Source organism: Methylobacterium sp. JK268, from assembly GCF_054052225.1.
Window position 1 is genome coordinate 202301 of record NZ_JBSVZN010000008.1, and the last position, 19120, is coordinate 221420.

The 19120-nt window shown below is 70.1% G+C and carries 20 protein-coding genes; 11 read left to right on the plus strand and 9 right to left on the minus strand.

Annotated features, from left to right (window positions below):
• Positions 1 to 107: 107 nt before the first annotated feature.
• A complete protein-coding gene (locus tag ACW9J6_RS10905; RefSeq protein ID WP_457116492.1) occupies positions 108 to 275 on the plus strand; it encodes a hypothetical protein in 168 nt (55 codons plus the stop codon).
• A 124-nt stretch (positions 276 to 399) separates the two neighbouring features.
• Positions 400 to 1689 (plus strand): UDP-N-acetylglucosamine 1-carboxyvinyltransferase, encoded by a 1290-nt coding sequence (gene murA, locus ACW9J6_RS10910; protein WP_457116493.1) that lies wholly within the window; start codon positions 400 to 402, stop codon positions 1687 to 1689.
• A 37-nt stretch (positions 1690 to 1726) separates the two neighbouring features.
• Here the strand turns inward: murA and ACW9J6_RS10915 are convergent, their stop codons facing one another.
• The gene (locus tag ACW9J6_RS10915; RefSeq protein ID WP_457116494.1) at positions 1727 to 2044 is read right to left on the minus strand and encodes a hypothetical protein; all 318 of its coding nucleotides are present in this window, start codon (positions 2042 to 2044) and stop codon (positions 1727 to 1729) included.
• A 172-nt stretch (positions 2045 to 2216) separates the two neighbouring features.
• Between ACW9J6_RS10915 and ACW9J6_RS10920 the strand changes: the two genes are divergently transcribed.
• The 7 genes from ACW9J6_RS10920 (at position 2217) to ACW9J6_RS10950 (ending at position 8328) form a co-directional block, all read left to right on the plus strand.
• Complete coding sequence (locus ACW9J6_RS10920) at positions 2217 to 2657, plus strand: DUF2948 family protein (protein ID WP_457116548.1); 441 nt, start codon at positions 2217 to 2219, stop codon at positions 2655 to 2657.
• Positions 2658 to 2704: 47 nt separating this feature from the next.
• The gene (hisD, locus tag ACW9J6_RS10925; RefSeq protein WP_457116495.1) at positions 2705 to 4003 is read left to right on the plus strand and encodes a histidinol dehydrogenase; all 1299 of its coding nucleotides are present in this window, start codon (positions 2705 to 2707) and stop codon (positions 4001 to 4003) included.
• Positions 4004 to 4091: 88 nt separating this feature from the next.
• Entirely contained in the window at positions 4092 to 4580 is a 489-nt protein-coding gene (locus ACW9J6_RS10930) for a UPF0262 family protein (RefSeq protein ID WP_457116496.1), read from the plus strand.
• 38 nt (positions 4581 to 4618) lie between these two features.
• Positions 4619 to 5083 carry an arsenate-mycothiol transferase ArsC gene (locus tag ACW9J6_RS10935; RefSeq protein WP_457116497.1) on the plus strand — a complete coding sequence of 155 codons (465 nt, stop codon included), beginning with the start codon at positions 4619 to 4621 and terminating at the stop codon, positions 5081 to 5083.
• A gap of 131 nt (positions 5084 to 5214) precedes the next feature.
• On the plus strand, positions 5215 to 6495 hold the full coding sequence (locus ACW9J6_RS10940) for an O-acetylhomoserine aminocarboxypropyltransferase (protein ID WP_457116498.1): 1281 nt from the start codon (positions 5215 to 5217) through the stop codon (positions 6493 to 6495).
• A 108-nt stretch (positions 6496 to 6603) separates the two neighbouring features.
• Positions 6604 to 7017, plus strand: coding sequence for a response regulator (locus ACW9J6_RS10945; protein ID WP_457116499.1), 414 nt, complete (start codon positions 6604 to 6606; stop codon positions 7015 to 7017).
• A 9-nt stretch (positions 7018 to 7026) separates the two neighbouring features.
• Positions 7027 to 8328 (plus strand): O-acetylhomoserine aminocarboxypropyltransferase/cysteine synthase family protein, encoded by a 1302-nt coding sequence (locus ACW9J6_RS10950; RefSeq protein WP_457116500.1) that lies wholly within the window; start codon positions 7027 to 7029, stop codon positions 8326 to 8328.
• 473 nt (positions 8329 to 8801) lie between these two features.
• Here ACW9J6_RS10950 and ACW9J6_RS10955 read toward each other — a convergent pair whose 3' ends face one another.
• The 3 genes from ACW9J6_RS10955 to ACW9J6_RS10965 form a co-directional block, all read right to left on the minus strand.
• Positions 8802 to 9551: a hypothetical protein gene (locus ACW9J6_RS10955; RefSeq protein ID WP_457116501.1), complete on the minus strand. Its 750-nt coding sequence runs from the start codon at positions 9549 to 9551 to the stop codon at positions 8802 to 8804.
• A 565-nt stretch (positions 9552 to 10116) separates the two neighbouring features.
• Positions 10117 to 11082, minus strand: a complete 966-nt coding sequence (locus tag ACW9J6_RS10960) for a C45 family autoproteolytic acyltransferase/hydolase (RefSeq protein WP_457116502.1) — start codon at positions 11080 to 11082, stop codon at positions 10117 to 10119.
• 14 nt (positions 11083 to 11096) lie between these two features.
• Positions 11097 to 11834 carry an RNA methyltransferase gene (locus ACW9J6_RS10965; RefSeq protein WP_457116503.1) on the minus strand — a complete coding sequence of 246 codons (738 nt, stop codon included), beginning with the start codon at positions 11832 to 11834 and terminating at the stop codon, positions 11097 to 11099.
• A gap of 282 nt (positions 11835 to 12116) precedes the next feature.
• Here ACW9J6_RS10965 and ACW9J6_RS10970 point away from each other — a divergent pair, with 282 nt between their 5' ends.
• Entirely contained in the window at positions 12117 to 13331 is a 1215-nt protein-coding gene (locus ACW9J6_RS10970; protein WP_457116504.1) for an NADP-dependent isocitrate dehydrogenase, read from the plus strand.
• Positions 13332 to 13544: 213 nt separating this feature from the next.
• Here the strand turns inward: ACW9J6_RS10970 and ACW9J6_RS10975 are convergent, their stop codons facing one another.
• The 3 genes from ACW9J6_RS10975 to phaC form a co-directional block, all read right to left on the minus strand.
• Positions 13545 to 13889, minus strand: coding sequence for a DUF1330 domain-containing protein (locus ACW9J6_RS10975; protein WP_457116505.1), 345 nt, complete (start codon positions 13887 to 13889; stop codon positions 13545 to 13547).
• A gap of 13 nt (positions 13890 to 13902) precedes the next feature.
• Entirely contained in the window at positions 13903 to 14616 is a 714-nt protein-coding gene (pyrF, locus tag ACW9J6_RS10980; RefSeq protein WP_457116506.1) for an orotidine-5'-phosphate decarboxylase, read from the minus strand.
• Between the two features lie 74 nt (positions 14617 to 14690).
• Positions 14691 to 16439, minus strand: a complete 1749-nt coding sequence (gene phaC, locus ACW9J6_RS10985; protein WP_457116549.1) for a class I poly(R)-hydroxyalkanoic acid synthase — start codon at positions 16437 to 16439, stop codon at positions 14691 to 14693.
• A gap of 158 nt (positions 16440 to 16597) precedes the next feature.
• On the opposite strand from phaC, the gene ACW9J6_RS10990 reads away from it, so the two are divergent.
• Positions 16598 to 16930 carry a hypothetical protein gene (locus ACW9J6_RS10990; RefSeq protein WP_457116507.1) on the plus strand — a complete coding sequence of 111 codons (333 nt, stop codon included), beginning with the start codon at positions 16598 to 16600 and terminating at the stop codon, positions 16928 to 16930.
• A 70-nt stretch (positions 16931 to 17000) separates the two neighbouring features.
• Here ACW9J6_RS10990 and ACW9J6_RS10995 read toward each other — a convergent pair whose 3' ends face one another.
• On the minus strand, positions 17001 to 18014 hold the full coding sequence (locus tag ACW9J6_RS10995; RefSeq protein ID WP_457116508.1) for a peptidoglycan -binding protein: 1014 nt from the start codon (positions 18012 to 18014) through the stop codon (positions 17001 to 17003).
• A 22-nt stretch (positions 18015 to 18036) separates the two neighbouring features.
• Complete coding sequence (locus tag ACW9J6_RS11000) at positions 18037 to 19023, minus strand: flagellar motor protein MotA (protein ID WP_457116509.1); 987 nt, start codon at positions 19021 to 19023, stop codon at positions 18037 to 18039.
• Between the last annotated feature and the right edge of the window lie 97 nt (positions 19024 to 19120).

Here is a 19120-nt window from a genome sequence, read left to right on the forward strand (position 1 = left end):
CGCCTTGATGTCGCTCAAATCCGGCTGGCTTTGTATCTGGATCAGGTTAAGGCGGGGTGGGCCGTATCTGACGCCTCCGGGCGGGGTGCGGAAGGCGGAAAAGCGCGATGGCGACGATGGGTCGCGAGACGGACGAGAAGAGCAAGGATTCCCGCGCCGAGCGGCTGAAGGCGGCGCTGCGGGACAACCTGCGCCGCCGCAAGGCGCAGAGCCGCGGGCGGAGCGCGGCCGAGGCGCCCCCCGCGACGGATCCGCCGGGCGAGGATGAGCGTTAAGGCAAGCTTGGCCTTAAGGGTGGCCGTGGAGTCTGCGCGTGCGGCATCGCGCCGACGGCGCGGGCGGGTGGGTCGATGAGGCGAGGGGCGGCCGCGAGGCGGTGCGGCCCCGCAGGGAACGACGATGGACCGAATTCACATCACCGGTGGCGCGCCGCTCCACGGCGAGATCCCGATCTCGGGCGCCAAGAACGCGGCGCTGCCGCTGATGATCGCGAGCCTGCTGACCGGGGAGACGATCGAGCTCGCCAACGTGCCGCGGCTCGCCGACATCTCCTCGCTGCTGCGGATCCTCGGCAACCACGGCGTCGACCACATGGTGGTCGGCAAGCGGCCGGGCCAGACCGCCGAGACCGGCCAGACGATCCGGCTGACCGCCAGCAACGTCATCGACACGACCGCGCCCTACGAGCTGGTCTCGACGATGCGGGCGAGCTTCTGGGTCATCGCGCCGCTGCTGGCGCGCTTCGGCGAGGCGCGGGTGTCGATGCCGGGCGGCTGCGCCATCGGCACGCGGCCGGTCGACCTCCTGCTGATGGCGCTGGAAAAGCTCGGCGCCTCGATCGAGATCGACGGCGGCTACGTGGTCGCGCGCACGCGCAACGGCCTGCGCGGCGGCGAGGTCACTTTCCCGAAGGTGACGGTCGGGGGCACCCACGTGGCGCTGATGGCGGCCGCGCTGGCGCACGGCACCACGGTGATCGAGAACGCCGCCCGGGAGCCGGAGGTGGTCGACCTCGCCGCCTGCCTCACCAAGATGGGCGCGAGCATCGAGGGTGCGGGCACGCCGCGGATCGTGGTCGAGGGCGTCTCGCGCCTCGGCGGCGCGCGCCACGAGGTGCTGCCCGACCGGATCGAGACCGGCACCTACGCCATGGCGGTGGCGATGACGGGCGGCGACGTGGTTCTGCGCGACACCCGCGCCGACCTCCTGCACAGCGCCCTCGACGTGCTGGCGACCACCGGCACCGAGGTCACGGTCCTGCCGGACGGCATCCGCGTGCGGCGCAATGGCGCCGGCGTGGCGGCGGTCGACGTGACCACCGACCCGTTCCCGGGCTTCCCGACCGACCTCCAGGCGCAGTTCATGGCGCTGATGACCCGCGCCAAGGGGCAGTCTCGCATCCGCGAGACGATCTTCGAGAACCGCTTCATGCACGTGCAGGAACTGGCCCGGCTCGGTGCCCGCATCCGCCTGGAGGGCGACCTCGCGGTGGTGGAGGGCGTCGAGGTGCTCAAGGGCGCCCCCGTCATGGCGACGGACCTGCGCGCCTCGGTCTCCCTCGTCATCGCGGGCCTCGTGGCCGAGGGCGAGACCACCATCAACCGCGTCTACCACCTGGATCGCGGCTTCGAGGCGCTGGAGGCCAAGCTCGGGCGCTGCGGCGCGCAGATCCGGCGCGAGCGGGCCTGAGGCGGCAGGGGCGGGCGTTCGCCCGCCCCCCGTCGCATCAGTAGCCGATCTGGCCGCGCTTGGGGCCGAAGCCCGGGATCTGGCAGCCGCAATAGGAGTTGAGCGGCGCCGGCCGGGACGGGCAGTTCCCGCGCGCCGTCACGCAGACCCGTCCGAAGCCCTCCCGCCGGAAGACCCGCTCACGCTCGTAGTAGCCGGGGCCAGGCGGCGGACGGCGCGGATAATCCCCCTCGTCCCGGTACTCGTAGCGGCGCCGCGGACGGTCATCGTCGTCCCCGTAATACTGGGCGAAGGCCGGCGCGATGCTGCCGCCCAGGGTGAGGGCGGCCAAAGTCGCGAGCATCGTCGATTTCACGTCGGTGTCTCCTCCTGGTTCGATCCGCCCTAACCTAGGGCACATGAACGGCCGGTGATGCGGGCCGGGCGACGGTTGTCGTCGGCCGGAGGCGTCGCTACCTGAGGTGAAGAGCCGGTCCCCGGGACCGGAACCGACCACAACAGGGACGCCGACGGTGAAGGACGTGGAGATGGAGCTGCTGAAGCTCGCTGCCCTCGATGCCGACGACCTCGCGGTCATCTCGACCCATCTGCAGGACGCGGTGCTGCGGGTCGGGGACATCGCCTACCTGCCGCGGGAGCGGCGCTTCGCCCTGGTCGCGCGCCGCTTCGACTGGACCGCGCCGGAGCGCGGGCGGCCGCAGCGACGGCTCACCGGGTTGCATTTCGACCGCGTGCTCTCGGTGCGTTGCCGCAACATTCCGCGCGAGACGCCGGAGGCGGCGCTGGAACTCCTCGCCGTCACCTTCGAGCCCGGCGAGGCGCCCTCCGGCACCGCGACGCTGGTCTTCGCGGGCGGCGGCGCGATCCGGCTGGAGCTCGAATGCGTCGAGGCGGGCATGAAGGATCTCGGACCGGTCTGGGAGGCCGAGAGCCGTCCCGCCCACGCGGTCCCCCTCGACGCCGCCTAGATTCTCTGCCATCGGGCGCTCCCGCTCCCGCTCCCGGACCTGACGCGATGCAGCGCCTCGATTCCCGCGATCCGACCTTCGACGCCGATTTCGCCCGGCTGCTCTCGGCCAAGCGCGAGGTGGCGGAGGACGTGGACGAGGCCGTGCGGGCGATCATCGCCGCGGTGGTGGCCCAGGGCGACGACGCCCTGGTGGCCTATACGCGGCGCTTCGACGGGTATGGGGCGGAGTTCACCGCCGGAACGCTGCGGGTCACCGCCGAGGAGGTCGATGCCGCGGTCGCTGCCGCGCCGCGGGAGGCCCTGGAGGCGCTCCACCTCGCCCGCGAGCGGATCGAGACCTATCACCGGGCGCAGATCCCGGCCGATCACCGGGAGACCGACGCCCTCGGCGTCACCCTCGGCTGGCGCTGGACCGCCCTCGACTCGGTCGGGCTCTACGTGCCCGGCGGCACCGCGAGCTATCCCTCCTCGGTCCTGATGAACGCGATCCCCGCCAAGGTCGCGGGCGTCGGGCGGGTCGCCATGGTGGTGCCGACCCCCGGCGGGATCACGAACCCGCTCGTGCTCGCCGCCGCGCGCCTCGCGGGGGTCGACGAGATCTTCCGGGTCGGCGGCGCCCAGGCCGTCGCGGCGCTCGCCTACGGCACGGCGACCATCGCCCCCGTCGCCAAGATCGTCGGCCCGGGCAACGCCTACGTGGCGGCGGCCAAGCGCCGGGTCTTCGGGCAGGTCGGGATCGACATGATCGCGGGTCCCTCCGAGGTGCTGATCCTCGCCGACGGGGAGGCCAATCCGGACTGGGTCGCGGCCGATCTCCTGGCCCAGGCCGAGCACGACCCCGCCGCCCAGGCGATCCTGATCACCGACAGCGACGACCTCGCCGGATCCGTCGCCCGCGCCGTGGAGGGTCAGCTCGCGACGCTGCCCCGTGCCGAGATCGCCCGGGCGAGCTGGCGCGACTACGGCGCGATCCTGCGGGTCTCCACTCTCGCCGAGGCGATCCCGCTCGTCGACCGCCTCGCGCCCGAGCATCTCGAGATCGAGGCCCGGGACGCCGAGGCCCTCGCCGCGCGGGTCCGCAATGCCGGAGCGATCTTCCTCGGGGCGCATACCCCGGAGGCGATCGGCGACTATGTCGGCGGGCCGAACCACGTGCTGCCCACCGCCCGCTCGGCGCGCTTCTCCTCGGGCCTCGGGGTGCTCGACTTCATGAAGCGCACCTCGGTCCTGTCCTGCTCGCCGGAGGCCCTGCGGGCGCTCGGCCCTGCCGCCGTCACGCTCGGCCGCGCCGAGGGGCTCGACGGCCACGCCCGCTCGGTGGCGATCCGCCTGAACCTGCCATAACGCCAGGCTTGCGCGGCCGGCCGCTCTCGCGTCAGGTGGGCGCGCGGGCCGGTCTCGTGCCGGCGGCCGACCATCCGGGGAAGACCACATGTCGAGCGACGCTCCCGATCCGCGCAAGCGCCTCGCCGCGGTCTCGCTGGACGAGGAGTCGATCGGGCGGGGCAACCCGGACCAGGAGCACGAGCGCGCCATCGCGATCTACGACATCCTGGAATCCAACCACTTCGCCGTCTCCAACCACGAGGGCGGTCCCTACGCGCTCCGGCTCGGCCTCGTCGAGAACAAGCTCGCCTTCGCGATCTCGACGGCGGACGGCGCGCCGGTGATGACGCACCTTCTGTCGCTCACCCCGTTCCGGGGGGTGATCCGCGACTACGAGATGATCTGCGACAGCTACTTCAAGGCGATCCGGACCGCCTCGCCGAGCCAGATCGAGGCGATCGACATGGGCCGGCGCGGGGTCCACAACGAGGCGTCCGAACTCCTCAAGCAGCGCCTGGAGGGCAAGGTCGAGGTCGACCACGATACGGCGCGGCGCCTGTTCACCCTCATCTTCGCCCTGCACTGGAAGGGCTGACGGCGAGAGGCGGGGGCGGCCGCGACGGGAGGCGGGCCGTGACGGACCATCCGGGCGGGTCGGAGAGGGCGGGACGGCGCGTGCAATCCGTGCTGTTCGTCTGCAACTTCAACGCGGTGCGCTCCGCCGCCGCCGAGGCCCTGGCCCGCCACTATTTCGGCAAGTCGGTCTACGTGCAGTCGGCGGGCGTGCGCTCGGGCGAGCCGACCGATCCCTTCATGATCGCGGCCCTCGACGAGATCGGCATCGACGCCCAGCGCCACCGCCCCCGGACCCTGGAGCAGCTGGAGGAGTGGGAGGGGCTGAACTTCGACCTGATCGTCTCCCTGTCGCCGGAGGCGCACCACGCGGCGCTGGAGCTCACCCGCACCGTGGCGGCGGAGGTCGAGTACTGGCCGACCCCGGATCCAACCGCCGTCCAGGGCTCGCGCGAGCAGCGGCTCGACGCCTACCGGGAGGTGCGCGACGGGCTCACGGCGCGGATCCGGCGGCGGCTGCGCTGAGCGCCGTCCCGGTCGCCCGCAGCGAAGAGGAGTGCGGCGGAGCGGTCCATCCTTCCGCGTCCTCGCGGCGGCCTTGACCCCCGCGGCGGCCCCGCCCTAGAGCACGGGAAAGCCCTTCGAGGAGCCGCCCCATGACCGACCGCCTGCCCGGCTTCAACACCCTCGCGATCCATGCCGGGGCGGCGCCGGACGCCGCCACGGGCGCGCGCGCGACGCCGATCTACCAGACCACCTCCTTCGTGTTCGACGATGTCGACCACGCCGCCTCGCTGTTCGGCCTGCAGGCCTTCGGCAACATCTACACGCGCATCGGCAACCCGACGAACGCGGTGCTGGAGGAGCGGGTCGCCGCGCTGGAGGGTGGGACGGCGGCGCTCGCGGTGGCGTCCGGCCACGCCGCCGAGTTCCTGGTGATGCACGCCCTGATGCAGCCGGGCGACGAGTTCGTCGCGGCCAACAAGCTCTACGGCGGCTCGATCAACCAGTTCAACCATTCTTACAAGAACTTCGGCTGGACCGTGGTCTGGGCCGACACCGATGATCCGGCCTCCTTCGAGGCCGCGATCACGCCGCGCACCAAGGCGATCTTCGTCGAGTCGATCGCCAATCCGGGCGGCGTCATCACCGACATCGCGGCGATCTCGGCGGTGGCCAAGCGCCACAACATCCCGCTCATCGTCGACAACACGATGGCGACCCCGTACCTGATCCGGCCCTTCGAGCACGGCGCCGACATCGTGGTCCACTCGGCCACGAAGTTCCTGGGCGGCCACGGCAACTCGATCGGCGGCCTGATCGTCGACGGCGGCAGCTTCACCTGGGCGGGGGACGACCGCTACCCGATGCTCTCGAAGCCGCGTCCCGAATACGGCGGCATGGTCCTGTCGGAGACCTTCGGCAATTTCGGCTTCGCGATCGCCGTGCGGGTGCTCGGCCTGCGCGATCTCGGGCCGGCGCTCTCGCCGTTCAACGCGTTCCTGATCCTCAACGGCATCGAGACCCTGCCGCTGCGCATGCAGCGCCATTCGGACAACGCCCGGGCGGTGGCCGAGCACCTCGCCCGCCACGCCGAGGTCTCCTGGGTCAGCTACCCGGGCCTGGAGAGCGACCGCTACCACGCCCTGCACAAGCGCTACTGCCCCCTCGGGGCCGGCGCGGTCTTCACCTTCGGCCTCAAGGGCGGCTACGAGGCCGGCGTGAAGCTCGTCTCGAACCTCAAGCTGTTCTCGCACCTCGCCAATATCGGCGACACGCGCTCCCTGGTGATCCATCCGGCCTCCACCACCCACCGCCAGCTCACCGACGAGCAGAAGGCGCGGGCGGGCGCCGGGCCGGAGGTGGTGCGGCTCTCCGTCGGCATCGAGGACCCGGCCGACCTGATCGCCGATCTCGACCAGGCGCTCGCCGGATAGGGGGCCCCCGATCGGCCGGGGTGCCGGAATGATTCCTCCGGCCACGCTTGACCCGAGGGGAGGCTGCCCATACGCAGCCAGATCCCTTTATCCCAGCCCCAGCACCCGATGACATCCAGCCCGGTCTCGGATCCCGCCGCCCCGGCCTCCGCCGAGGCTCCGGTCGTTCTCCTCGTCGAGGATGACGGCCTCCTCCTGATGGAGGCGTCCGACACGCTCGCGGAGGCGGGGTTCCAGGTCGTGGAGGCGCCGCATGCGGACCGCGCCCTCCAGGTGCTGGAATCCGCCCAGGAGGTCGACGCGCTGATGACCGACGTCGACATGCCGCTCGGCTCCATCGACGGGCTGGCCCTGGCGCGGCTGGTCGCCCGGCGCTGGCCCTGGATCCCGGTCCTGGTGGTCTCCGGCATGGGGACGCCTGGACCCCACGACATGCCCGAGGGTGCGGTCTTCATCCCGAAGCCCTACGCCCCGACCGACCTCGTCCAGACGCTGCACGATCGCGTGCGGCGCGCCGCCTGAGACCACCCGATGCCGTCCTTCGACCCGTCGACCCTCGCCTTCGCCACTCGGGCGGTGCATGCCGGCACCGCGCCCGACGGGGCGACGGGCGCCCGCGCACAGCCGATCTACTTCACCAACGGCTTCGTGTTCGACTCGAACGAGCAGGCGGCCGACATCTTCGCCATGCGGGCGACGGGCTTCTCGTACTCGCGCGGCTCCAACCCGACCGTGGCGGCGCTGGAGCGGCGCGTCGCCTCCCTGGAGGGCGCCAAGGCGGCAGTGGCGGTGGCCTCCGGCCAGTCGGCCGTGCTCCTCGTCCTCCTGACGCTGATGCAATCCGGGGAGGCCTACGTGGCCTCGGCGCGGCTGTTCGGCGGTTCGCTCGGGCTGATGCGGCGCCTGGAGACCCGCTACGGGCTCCTGCCGCAATTCACCCGCGGCCTGACGCCGGAGGATTTCGAGGCGGCGATCACCGAGAAGACCCGGGCGATCGTCTGCGAGTCGATCGTCAACCCCTGCGGCACGGTCATCGACCTTGCGGGCGTGGCGGCGGTGGCGCGCCGCCACAACCTGCCGCTCATCGTCGACAACACGCTCGCCTCGCCAGCCCTGATCCGGCCCATCGAGCACGGGGCCGACATCGTCGTGCACTCGACCTCGAAGTTCCTGTCGGGCTCCGGCACGGTGATCGGCGGCATCATCTGCGACGCGGGCCGCTTCGACTGGCGCGCCCGCGGCGGCTACACCCTGATCAACGCGCCCTGGCCGGATTACGACGGCCTCGTCGTGTCCGAGCGCTTCCCGGAGACCGCCTTCGCGACGGCCTGCCGGCTGTTCGGCCTGCGCGACCTCGGGCCGGGCCTGTCCCCGATGAACGCCTTCCTGACGCTCACCGGCATCGAGACGCTGCCCCTGCGCATGGAGCGGCATTGCGCCAATGCCAGGGCGGTGGCGGCGTCCTTGAAGGCGCACCCGAAGGTCGCCTGGGTCAGCTACCCGTCTCTGCCGGGCCAGCCCGGCGAGGCCGTGGCCGCGCGCTACGCGCCGCAGGGCGCCGGATCGATCTTCACCTTCGCCCTGAAGGGGGGTGAGCGCGCGGCGCTCGACTTCATCTCGGGCCTGGAGCTGATCTCGCACCTCGTGAATATCGGCGAGATCAAGTCGCTGGCGATCCACCCCGCCACCACCACCCACCGCCAGTTGCGCGAGGACGAGAAGATCGCCGCCTGCGTCGGTCCCGACACGGTGCGGCTCTCGATCGGGCTCGAGACCGTGGCGGATCTGATCGACGACATCGAGCAGTCGCTGGCGAAGCTGCCGCAAGTTTAAAGCATTTTCCGACGAAGTGGATACCGGTTCGTCGCAGAAAATGCGCGAAAGTCGAAGACCTAGAGCAGTGTCCGACTCCAACGTGATCGGGTGCTGCTCTAGAGGCTGTGCTGGGCCGTCCTGCGCGGGGCCGCGATCGGGCTGACGTCGGTCGGACGCGGCGAGGGCGGTCATGGTCCCGTGCGGCCGGGAGCCTGTCGACCCCTGTCGGTGACAGGCGGACTTCGCCCCGAACGTCCGCTGATGCGGACGGCGACGCGAAATGGGGCCGAGGCCGCCATCCGCTCTCCGGCTGACGGTGATGGGCAGGAACGCATCGACGTTCCCGCGGCTCGTCGTGACGTGGTCGGGTGGCATGCCGACGAGCCCCCGCGACCGAGCCACGGCGATTCGATCGACTGCGCGAGCGCGTCACCGCTGCGCAGGAGAGGAGCGGTCACGCGCGACAAGGCCTGAGGTCCCGCGCGGATGATTCAGAGCCTGGAACAGCCGAAAAACTCGATCACTTCGTCGATGTTCTCGATCTTTTCGGACGATCTTCCGCGAACTTGCTTACAAAATCTAGGTCTTTTATCTAGGTGAGTCAGATCGATGCTGAGTAGATCGGATAACTCCCGAAGGCATTCCTCCGAAAGGGAGTGCTCATCGGTGAATATCTCTTCATAGTAAATCACTTTTGAAAACGTGTAACCCGTAAAATAGTCAGCAAAAAACCTATCCTCACGGACTGCATTTCGGAGAAAGGCCGCAAAATCAGGGATATTGATCGTCAGTCTTTGCTGATAATTACTGCCGTGATCCGTGATGTGCCAGGCTCCATTGAGCTCCGCAAGCTTGCCGGACACGTAGGCGTCGAGCAAATTGCGCCGCCTGAGATTGATGATCGGCGCAGGGATGCTCGCGAAATATTCGAGTATCCATGGCGCTTCGCGCATGCCATAGGATGGAGGTGAGAACATATTCAAGAAATTATATTTGATATCGATAATATGTACCTTTTCGTCCGATCGAAAGGTGTCCATGAAGTCCGCGAAACGGCGATGCATGTTTTCCGGCTTCAGGTCGTGAATCGCATTTGTGTCGATCCATTTCGAGAAGCTACCCAACGCGGAGTGGCTATCCAGCACCTCGCCCGCGTAGGTGATGGCCGGATGCCGCTCGATGACGGAAACGAGGGCGCCAGTGCCGGATCGCTGTCGTGAGAGCAGAAGGACGACACTCATGCTGTGTTCTCGATGTCCGGTGATCACACCGCTCATGCTGATGGAGTCGATCGATCATCGCGCGGGAGAGGTATCACGCCCTGGCGGTCCTGCGCGATCCGGGATGGGACGGCGCCGGCTCCCTGCCGCGGTACGCTCTCACCCGTCGCCCGGGGATCGAAGGCCGGGTCGGCACCGACGGCAGCCTCGGCCGCCGATGCGCGGGATGGCGTTGTGGCTGGGTGGCGTCATGTCTCTCGTGCGCGTGCCAAAATCGTCAGTGCATTCTTCGTCGTGAACGGGCCGCTCGCCACATCACCGGCCGGCGCATTGTCCTCCCGCAATGGCGACAGCGAATCGGCGACCATTTTGTCTGAAAATGCGCCAACCGGATCTCTGTTCCGTTAACATCCGCAGACGGTGTGTGGGCTGAAAAGCCATCGATCAGTCATAGTGATACAGGAGAGATCGTGGCGTCGCTCGCCTATGATCGCGATGTGCTTCTCCGGCGAGCGGACGCCGACGGCGCCGCGCATGTCTGCCCGCCTGCCGGACCGTCCGTCCCTCGGCTGCCCGGGCGTCCTGGTCAGCGATCCAGGTCCCCGAAATCGTGGGTGTACGCCCCCTCCTCGAAGCGATCGAAGCTCTGGCTCCACCGGCGGCCGGGCCAGAGATAATCGACCCGACCCTCCGCGGGCCGGTACACGGCCGTGTAGGCGGTCGTGAAGCGCGGGTGGCGCGAGGCGAGAGGGGGCTCGAGGAAGCGGGCCGTCAGGGTCGCGAGCGTGGCCGATCCCTCGGCCAGCGCGTCGTCGAGGACGCGCTGGCGCAGGGCGGAGCGCGAGGCCGGCGACGCCCGCTCCTGGTGGTTCGTGCAGGTCCGCAAGCCCGTCACGGCGGGCTCGCGGTTCGGCCCGATGAAGAGCGTGGCGTGCGCCCCCGTGCGATCGAGGAGCGTGACGTTGTGGAGTTGCGTGACCGGAAGGCGGCAGAGCGCGGCGGTCGCCTCGCCGACGGACCGGCAGGTCTCCAGCACGTAGCGCAGCATCAGGATGATCGCGAAGCCCGCCCGGCGCCGGGCGAGGCCGCCGAGCGTGAGGCTGGCCGCGAGCCCGTCCTCGTTCATCCCGTCGAGGCACCCGCCCCACGGCCGCTGCGCCATCCCGATCACTCGCTTGCCCGACCACGCGCTCATCTCGATTCGGCCGGTGATGACGGCGAGCGGGAAATCGTAGTTGCGCACGAGCGCCGGCCCGTCCTGGCCGAGCCACACCGCCTGGCTGCAGCCCTGCGCCTGCGCCGCCGGCCGGTAATGGCTGAGGATGCGGTGGGCGAGGTCGTCGTCGCCGACCATCGCGCAGGCTTCGTCGTAGCGGGGCAGGAGTTCGGGCATGTGGCGCCGCAGGGCCGCTCGGCACTCGGCCGCCGTCGGCAGGTCGCGCGCGCCGTCGCCGAGATACCACCGCGCGGCCTCCTCCCGCCCGTCGCGGAACCGGGCGAGCCACGCGCGTCCGGGGCGGTCCTCCCGCGCGGCGGTGAACGTCTTCTCCATGGCGACCTCGGACCCTACTCCCTGCCGCGCTCCGTCAGGGCCCGCAGCGCGCCGCGCAGGCTGCGCACGTCCTGCTCGGTCATCCCCATGCGGTGGAAAATGTCGCGCAGGTTGCGCACCATCCCGCCGCGCTTCTCCGGCGGGAAGTAGCCGGCGGCGTCGAGCGCGCCCTCCAGGCTCTCGAACAGCGACAGGATCGCCTCCCGGGGAGCGGGCGGGGAATGCATCTCGCCGTCGAACGGGAGGGTGGCGAGCCCGGCCGCCCGCCGCCACTCGTAGGCGACCAGGAGCACGCTCTGGGCGAGGTTGAGCGAGGAATGCTTCGGGTCGACCGGGAAGGTGATGATGGCGTCGGCGAGCGAGACCTCGTCGTTCGACAGCCCGACGCGCTCCCGCCCGAACAGGAGGCCGACCCTCTCGCCGCCGGCCTGACGCGTCACCACCGCCTGCATCGCCTCGTCGGGTCCCATGACGCGCTTCATCTGCCCGCGCTCGCGGGCAGTGGTGGCGAGCACGTGGTGAAGGTCCCCGATCGCCTCCGCCACCGTGGCGTGGATGGTCGCGCCGTCCAGGACGTGGGTGGCCCCGGAGGCGGTCTCGCGCACGCCCTTCTTGGGCCAGCCGCCCTTCGGGGCGACGAGGCGCAGCTCCGAGAGCCCGAAATTCGCCATCGCGCGGGCGGTCATGCCGATGTTCTCGGCGAGCTGCGGCTCGACCAGGATCACGATGGGGCGGGGCGGGGACTCGGACATGACGGGCCGTGCGGATGCGTGACCCCGCGGTTCTAGGGGCGGATGACCCGCCGGACCAGTCCGGGCGGCGGAACCTCCCGGGTGCGGCCGCGTTTCCTCCACGAGACCTCCTGCGCCCCGGCCCCCGCCGGGGCCTTTTTTCTCGTGCGACATTGCGCGGGACGGACGGCTTCCCCCTCATGGTGCAGCGCGCTATGACCGCGCAACGGCGTGGCTCACGCCGACGGAGATCGTCCGCGGCGGCAGCCGGCGCGGTCGCGGCACAGGGAAGGCTGGTCGATCATGGCGAAGATCAAGGTGACGAATCCTGTCGTCGAGCTCGACGGGGACGAGATGACGCGGATCATCTGGCAGTACATCAAGGACAAGCTGATCCATCCGTATCTCGACATCCCCCTGGAGTACTATGACCTCGGGGTCGAGCATCGCGACGCCACCAACGACCAGGTGACCATCGACGCCGCCAACGCGATCAAGAAGCACGGCGTCGGCGTGAAGTGCGCGACCATCACGCCCGACGAGGCGCGCGTGAAGGAATTCAACCTCAAGGAGATGTGGAAGTCGCCGAACGGGACGATCCGCAACATCCTGGGCGGCGTGATCTTCCGCGAGCCGATCATCTGCAAGAACGTGCCGCGCCTGGTTCCGGGCTGGACCCAGCCGATCGTGGTCGGCCGCCACGCCTACGGGGACCAGTACCGCGCCACCGACTTCAAGGTGCCGGGCAAGGGCCGCCTGACCGTCAAGTTCGAGGGCGAGGACGGCACCGTCATCGAGCGCGAGGTCTTCAAGTTCCCGGGCGCTGGCGTCGCCCTGTCGATGTACAACCTCGACGACTCGATTCGCGACTTCGCCCGCGCCTCGATGAATTACGGTCTCGCCCGAAAGTTCCCGGTCTATCTCTCGACCAAGAACACCATCCTCAAGGCCTATGACGGCCGGTTCAAGGATATCTTCGAGGAGGTGTACCAGAACGAGTTCAAGGCGAAGTTCGACGCCGCCGGCATCACCTACGAGCACCGGCTGATCGACGACATGGTGGCCTCGGCGCTGAAGTGGTCGGGCGGCTACGTCTGGGCCTGCAAGAACTACGACGGCGACGTGCAGTCCGACACGGTGGCGCAGGGCTTCGGCTCGCTCGGCCTGATGACCTCGGTGCTGCTCACGCCCGACGGCCAGACCGTCGAGGCGGAGGCCGCGCACGGCACGGTGACCCGGCACTACCGCGAGCACCAGAAGGGCAAGGAGACCTCGACGAACTCGATCGCGTCGATCTTCGCGTGGACCCGAGGTCTGTCGCACCGCGCCAAACTCGACGGCAACGCGGAGCTCGCGAGTTTCGCCTCGACCCTCGAGAAGGTCTGCGTCGACACCGTCGAGGCCGGCCACATGACGAAGGACCTCGCGCTCCTCGTGGGCGCCGACCAGCGCTGGCTCTCGACCACCGGGTTCCTCGACAAGATCGACGAGAACCTCAAGGTCGCGATGAAGGCCTGATACCATCGGTCACTTTTAATGACCGATGGTTCCGTTCTCGAATTTTCGTCAAGCCCAGAACCGTGACCCTTGGGCTTGGCATCGGACATTCGAGAGGGTCAACGGCCCCGTCGATCTCGGGCCTGCCCGAGATCGAATCGATGCGTCAGCATCCTGGGCCGTTGGTGTGACGACGCGAATCCCGCGGGGCGCACGGCGCCCCGCGGGTCCGCCTCACTCCGAGGCAGAATTGGGCGGCACCGGCGGCGCGGAGGCGGTCGGCTGCGCGCCGTCGTAGCCCTCGATCACCACCAGGTCGATCTCGGCCCCGCCCTTCTGCTTGGCCCGCGCCGCCTGGTACTCGGGCGAGTTCCAGCAGGCCATGGCGTCGGCGTAGCTCGGGAATTCCAGCACCACGTTGCGCTGGCGGCTCGTGCCGAGCACGGCCTCGAAGGCGCCGCCGCGGACGAGGAAGCGCCCGCCGAACTTGGCGAAGGCCGCGCCGTTCGCCGCAACGTAATCCTTGTAGGAGTCGGGGTCGTTCACGTCGACGCGGGCGATCCAGTACCCTCTCGGCATTCTGCTCTCCTCTTCAGGCACTCGCCGCGATCTCGGACACGATCGCCCGCGCGACGGCGCGCGGATCGGCGGCTTCGGTGATCGGCCGGCCGACCACGAGGTGGTCCGCCCCGGCCCGGATGGCGTCGGACGGCGTGACGACGCGCTTCTGGTCCCCGGTCGCCGTGCCGGCCGGGCGGATCCCCGGCGTCACGATCAGGCGGCCGGGCCCGACGATCGCGCGCACCGGGGCGGCCTCCGTCGCCGCGCAGACGATGCCGTCGATCCCGATCTCGCGGGCGGCGAGCGCCCGCATCCGGACGAGATCCTGGACGCCGAGCGCGTAGCCGGCCTCCCGCGCGTCGGCATCGTCGTAGGAGGTCAGCACCGTGACGGCGAGGAGCCTGAGCGCGCTGCCCGCGACGGAATCCCGGCCCCGCACGGCCGCCCGCATGGTCTGCGGGTAGGCGTGCACGGTCAGCAGATCCGCGCCGAGCCGCGCCAGCGACTGCACGCCCTCCTCGACGGTGTTGCCGATGTCGTGGAGCTTGAGGTCGAGGAAAACCTTGTGGCCCTGCGCGACCAGCCGCTCGGCGAGGACGAGCCCGCCCGCGTAACCGAGGCGGTAGCCGATCTTGTAGAAGGACGCCGCGTCGCCGATTCGCTCGATCAGGCGCTCGGCCTCGTCGGTGGTCGCCATGTCGAGGGCGACGATCAGGCGGTCGCGGGGCGGGATCGGATCGGTCATGGCTGCTCGCGGATCGGGGACGCGTCACCGATCCACGGGCGGCCCGGGGAAATCAAGGGCGGCGGCCCGCCCCGTCACGCCTTCACCCGCACGTAGGTCCCGGGTGCCGGGCCGAGCGAGGGAAGCGTGCCGCCGCCGGGTTGCCGGGCCGGCACCCGCTCGGGGGCCTGCGCCTCCAGCCAGGAGAACCAGTAGGGCCACCACGAGCCCTTGTGCTCCGTCGCCGCCGCGATCCAGTCGGTCAGCGTGCCGTGTGCCGGCCCGCCGGTCCAGTACTGGTACTTCGGCTTGGCGGGCGGGTTCACCACGCCCGCGATGTGGCCCGATCCCGCGAGCACGTAGTCGACCGGACCGCCGAAGCAGCGGCAGCCCTCGAAGACGGAAACGGCGGGGGCGATGTGGTCCTCCCGCGTCGCGAGGTTGAAGATCGGGATCGTCACCTTCGACAGGTCGAGGCGCTGGCCCCCGACCTCCATCTCGCCCCGCGACAGCCGGTTCTCCAGGTAGCAGTTGCGCAGGTAGAAGGAGTGGTTCGCGGCCGGCATCCGGGTCGCGTCGGAGTTCCAGTAGAGCAGGTCGAACGGCAGCGGCGCCTTGCCCTTGAGGTAGTTGTTGACGACGTAGGGCCAGATCAGGTCGTTCGGCCGCAGCATGTTGAAGGCGTTCGCCATCTTGGAGCCGTCGAGGTAGCCGCGGTTGCGCATGCTGGCCTCGACCGCCTGGATCTGCGACTCATCCACGAAGACCTTGAGGTCGCCGGCATGGGTGAAGTCGACCTGAGTGGTCAGGAAGGTCGCGCTGGAGATGCGCGAGTCGCCGGTGGCGGCCATGTAGGCCAGCGTCACGCCGAGCAGAGTGCCCCCCACGCAGTAGCCCGCCGCCGTCACGTCCCGCTCGCCGGTGGCCGTCTCCACCGCGTCGAGGGCCGCGAAGATGCCCTCCCGCATGTAGCTCTCGAAATCCTTCTCGGCGTGCCGCTCGTCCGGGTTGACCCACGAGATCACGAACACGGTGAGGCCCTGCGCCACCGCCCAGCCGATCAGGCTCTTCTCCGCGTTCAGATCGAGGATGTAGAACTTGTTGATCCAGGGCGGCACGATCAGCAGCGGGCGCTTGAGCACCGTCTCGGTCTGCGGCGCGTACTGAATCAGCTCCATGAGGTCGTTGCGGAAGATGACCTCGCCCGGCGTGCTCGCCATGTTGACGCCGATCTCGAAGCGGCCGGGATCGGTCTGGCGCAGGCGCAACTCGCCCCGCCCGGCCTCGACGTCCTCGGCCAGCATCCGCATCCCGCGCACGAGGTTGGCACCGCTCTCCTTGAGGGTGTCGCGGATCAGCTCCGGATTCGTCGCGACGAAGTTGGAGGGCGACAGGGCGCCCGCGAGCTGGCGCACGTAGAACCGCGCCTTGGCACGGGTGTGCTCGTCGAGCCCCTCGGCCTCGTCGACGAGGATCTCCGCCCAGCGGGTGGTGATGAGGTAGCCTTGCTTCAGGAAGTCGAACATCGGGTTCGTCGACCATTCGGGCGAGGCGAACCGCTTGTCGCGGGGGTCGGGCATCACCACCGGCGGGACGGCTTCGCCCTGCATCCGCTGCAGTGTCGAGCCCCAGAGCGCCAGGAACTGGCCGCCGATCAGCGTCTGGGCCTCGGCCGCCTTCTGCGGGTCCGCGAACCAGCGCTCCGCCACCGTGCCGAGGGTGCGGACCACCTCCGCTACGCCGTTCGCCATGCCGTTATCGGCCTTGCCCCGCTCCAGGGGCTTGGCGTAGGCGACCATCGCCCGACTGAATTCCTCCACCAGCAGGCCGGCGTTGCGGGACATCGACTCGACGTCCACGGCCGGCGCCGCGCTCTTCTCGCCCGTCACGCCACACTCCTCCCCGCGCATGCCCCGTCCCCGAGGGACGAGCCGCCTTTCGGACAAATTAACGCCTCACAATCGGTTTCCGCCAGATCGCCACCGGGTTTTATCAAGTCCCCATGTCACTCAAGCGGCTCCTCTCCCTCGGCGCGCTCGCTCTCACGCCCGTCCTCTCGGCCTGCGTCCTCGACGGCGGGTCGACGCGCGACCTCGCCACGTCGGCCGGGCTCGTGGCCAAGCCCGTGGAGGCGCCGGACTTCGTCGCCCAGAGCCGCCGCGAGGGGATCGACTACCTGCCGGTCGGCGTCTCGGCGCCGGCCCGGCCGATCCGGGCGCGATCGGCCGCCGGCACCGAGAGTCTCGCCAAGGATCTCGACGCGAGCCGCCGCCGGAATGAGTCCCGGGGCCGGGAGGCCGCGAAGGTCGGCGCGGCGGCGAAGCCGCCGGAATAGTGCATCGTGCGATGCGCAGACCGGTCGGCCCGCGGCGAGAACGAAGGCGTGGGGGCGTTCTCGCGGCCGCTCAGCGCTCGGTCAGCTTGAGCTCGATGCGGCGGTTGCGGGAATAGGCCTCGTCGGTGGTGCCGGGATCGAGGGGCTGGAACTCGCCGAAGGCCCCCGCGAGCAGGCGCTGGGGCGGGATGCCCCGTCCGACCATGTACTGCACCACGGCGATGGCCCGGGCCGCCGAGAGCGCCCAGTTCGACGGGAACGCGGCCGAGTTGATCGGCCGCGAATCCGTGTGGCCGTCGACCCGCAGCACCCACGGGATGTCGGCCGGGATCTGGCGGTTGAGTTCCACGATCGCGCTCGCGATGCGGTCGAGTTCCGCCCCGGCCTCGGGACGCAGGATCGCCTGGCCGGCGGCGAACAGCACCTCCGATTGCAGCACGAAGCGGTCGCCGACGATGCGGATGTCGGGGCGGTTGCCCAGGATTTGGCGCAGGCGCCCGAAGAAGTCCGAGCGGTAGCGGTTGAGCTCCTGGACGCGCTGGGCGAGGGCGATGTTGAGGCGGCTGCCGAGATCGGCGATGCGGGCCTGGCTCTCGCGGTCGCGCGTCTCGGAGGCGGCGAGCGCGTCCTCCAGCGCCGCGAGCTGCTGGCGCATGGCCGAGATCTGCTGGTTGAGGAGGTCGACCTGCGACAGCGCCCGGTTGGTGGCGCCCTTCTCGGCCTCCAGCTGGCGGTCGAGTTCGCCCGCCTTGCCCTGCGCGCCCGGGTCGGTCGTCAGCGCGTCCTGCAGGCGCCGCCGCTCCTTCTCGGAATCCTGCAGGTTGGCGCGCAGGGAGGCGGCACTCTCCTCCAGGGTCCGGCGGCTCGACCGTTCGAGGGCGAGGAGGTCGGTGAGGTCCGAGATCTGGCGGTTGAGCCGCTCCAGCACCGTGTCGCGGCCGGAGAGTTCCTGCGACAGGAAGAACTGCCCGGTCACGAAGATCGTCAGCAGGAACACCACCGAGAGCAGCAGGGTGGTGAGCGCGTCGACGTAGCCCGGCCAGACGTTGAGGCTGCGCTCGCGGCGCAGGGCGCGGCCAGCCATCAGCGGGCTCCCTCGCGCCGCATCAGCCGACGCGCTCCCGGCCGAGGCGGTCGAGCACCTGCTTCAGGTCGCGCTCCCGGCTCGCCTGCGCCTCGACCCAGTCGCGGATCATCTGCTGCTCGGCGCGCATGTGCTGGACGAGGCCCTGGATGCCCTCGGCGAGGTTCGCCATCGCCTGGGTGCTGGCGCGGCTGTTGCCGGTGGTGTCGCCGACGAGGGCGGACAGGCGCGTTACCGCCTCGGTGAGGTCGCGCAGGGCGGTCTCCGAGCCGCGGCTCGGCGCCGGCGCGCCCGCCACCGGCTCCGGACCGGCGCGGCCCAGGAACCAGTCCTCCAGCTCGTTGACGAAGCGGGAATGGGCCTGGCCCGCCTGGAGGTCGAGGAACCCGATGGTGAGCGAGCCCGCGAGCCCGAACAGCGAGGCCGAGAAGGCGAGGCCGATCCCGGAGAGCGGCACCGCGAGCCCGCTCTTGAGTTCGTCGAACATCACGGCGGCGTCGCCGCCCCCGGCTCGCATCGAGCGGATGACGTTCCCCACCGCCGAGAGCGTGTCGATCAGGCCCCAGAAGGTGCCGAGCAGGCCGAGCAGGATCAGGATGCCGGCGATGTAGCGCAGGGCCTCGCGCCCCTCGTCGAGCCGGGACGCGATGGTGTCGAGGAGCGGCCTGAAGCCGGAGGCGGGCAGCGCCTCGCCCGCGACCGCCTCTCGGAGCACGGGCGCGAGGGGAGCGAGCAGCCGCGGCTCTCCCGGGGCGGCATCCCCCGCGGCGGTGCGGTTCACGAACCGGACCTCGCGAAAGAGGCGCTGCACCTGCCCGAAGGCGAGCAGGATGGCGATGAACAGCACGCCCAGGATCAGGCCGTTGAGGCCCGGATTCGCCAGGAAGGCCGGCACGATCTGCCGGAAGAGCACGAAGGCGAGGAACCCGACCAGGATCAGGAACACCGCCATGCGGACGAGGAAGATCCGCGGCGAGGTCAGGGGAGGGGACGCAGCACTCGCCGCCATCGCGTCGTTCGTCTCACGCTCGGGTGGGCCGCGGCGCGCGGCGCCGCGGGGACGGGTCTCCGACCCGGAGCGAACCCGGCGGAACCCGCGGCACTCT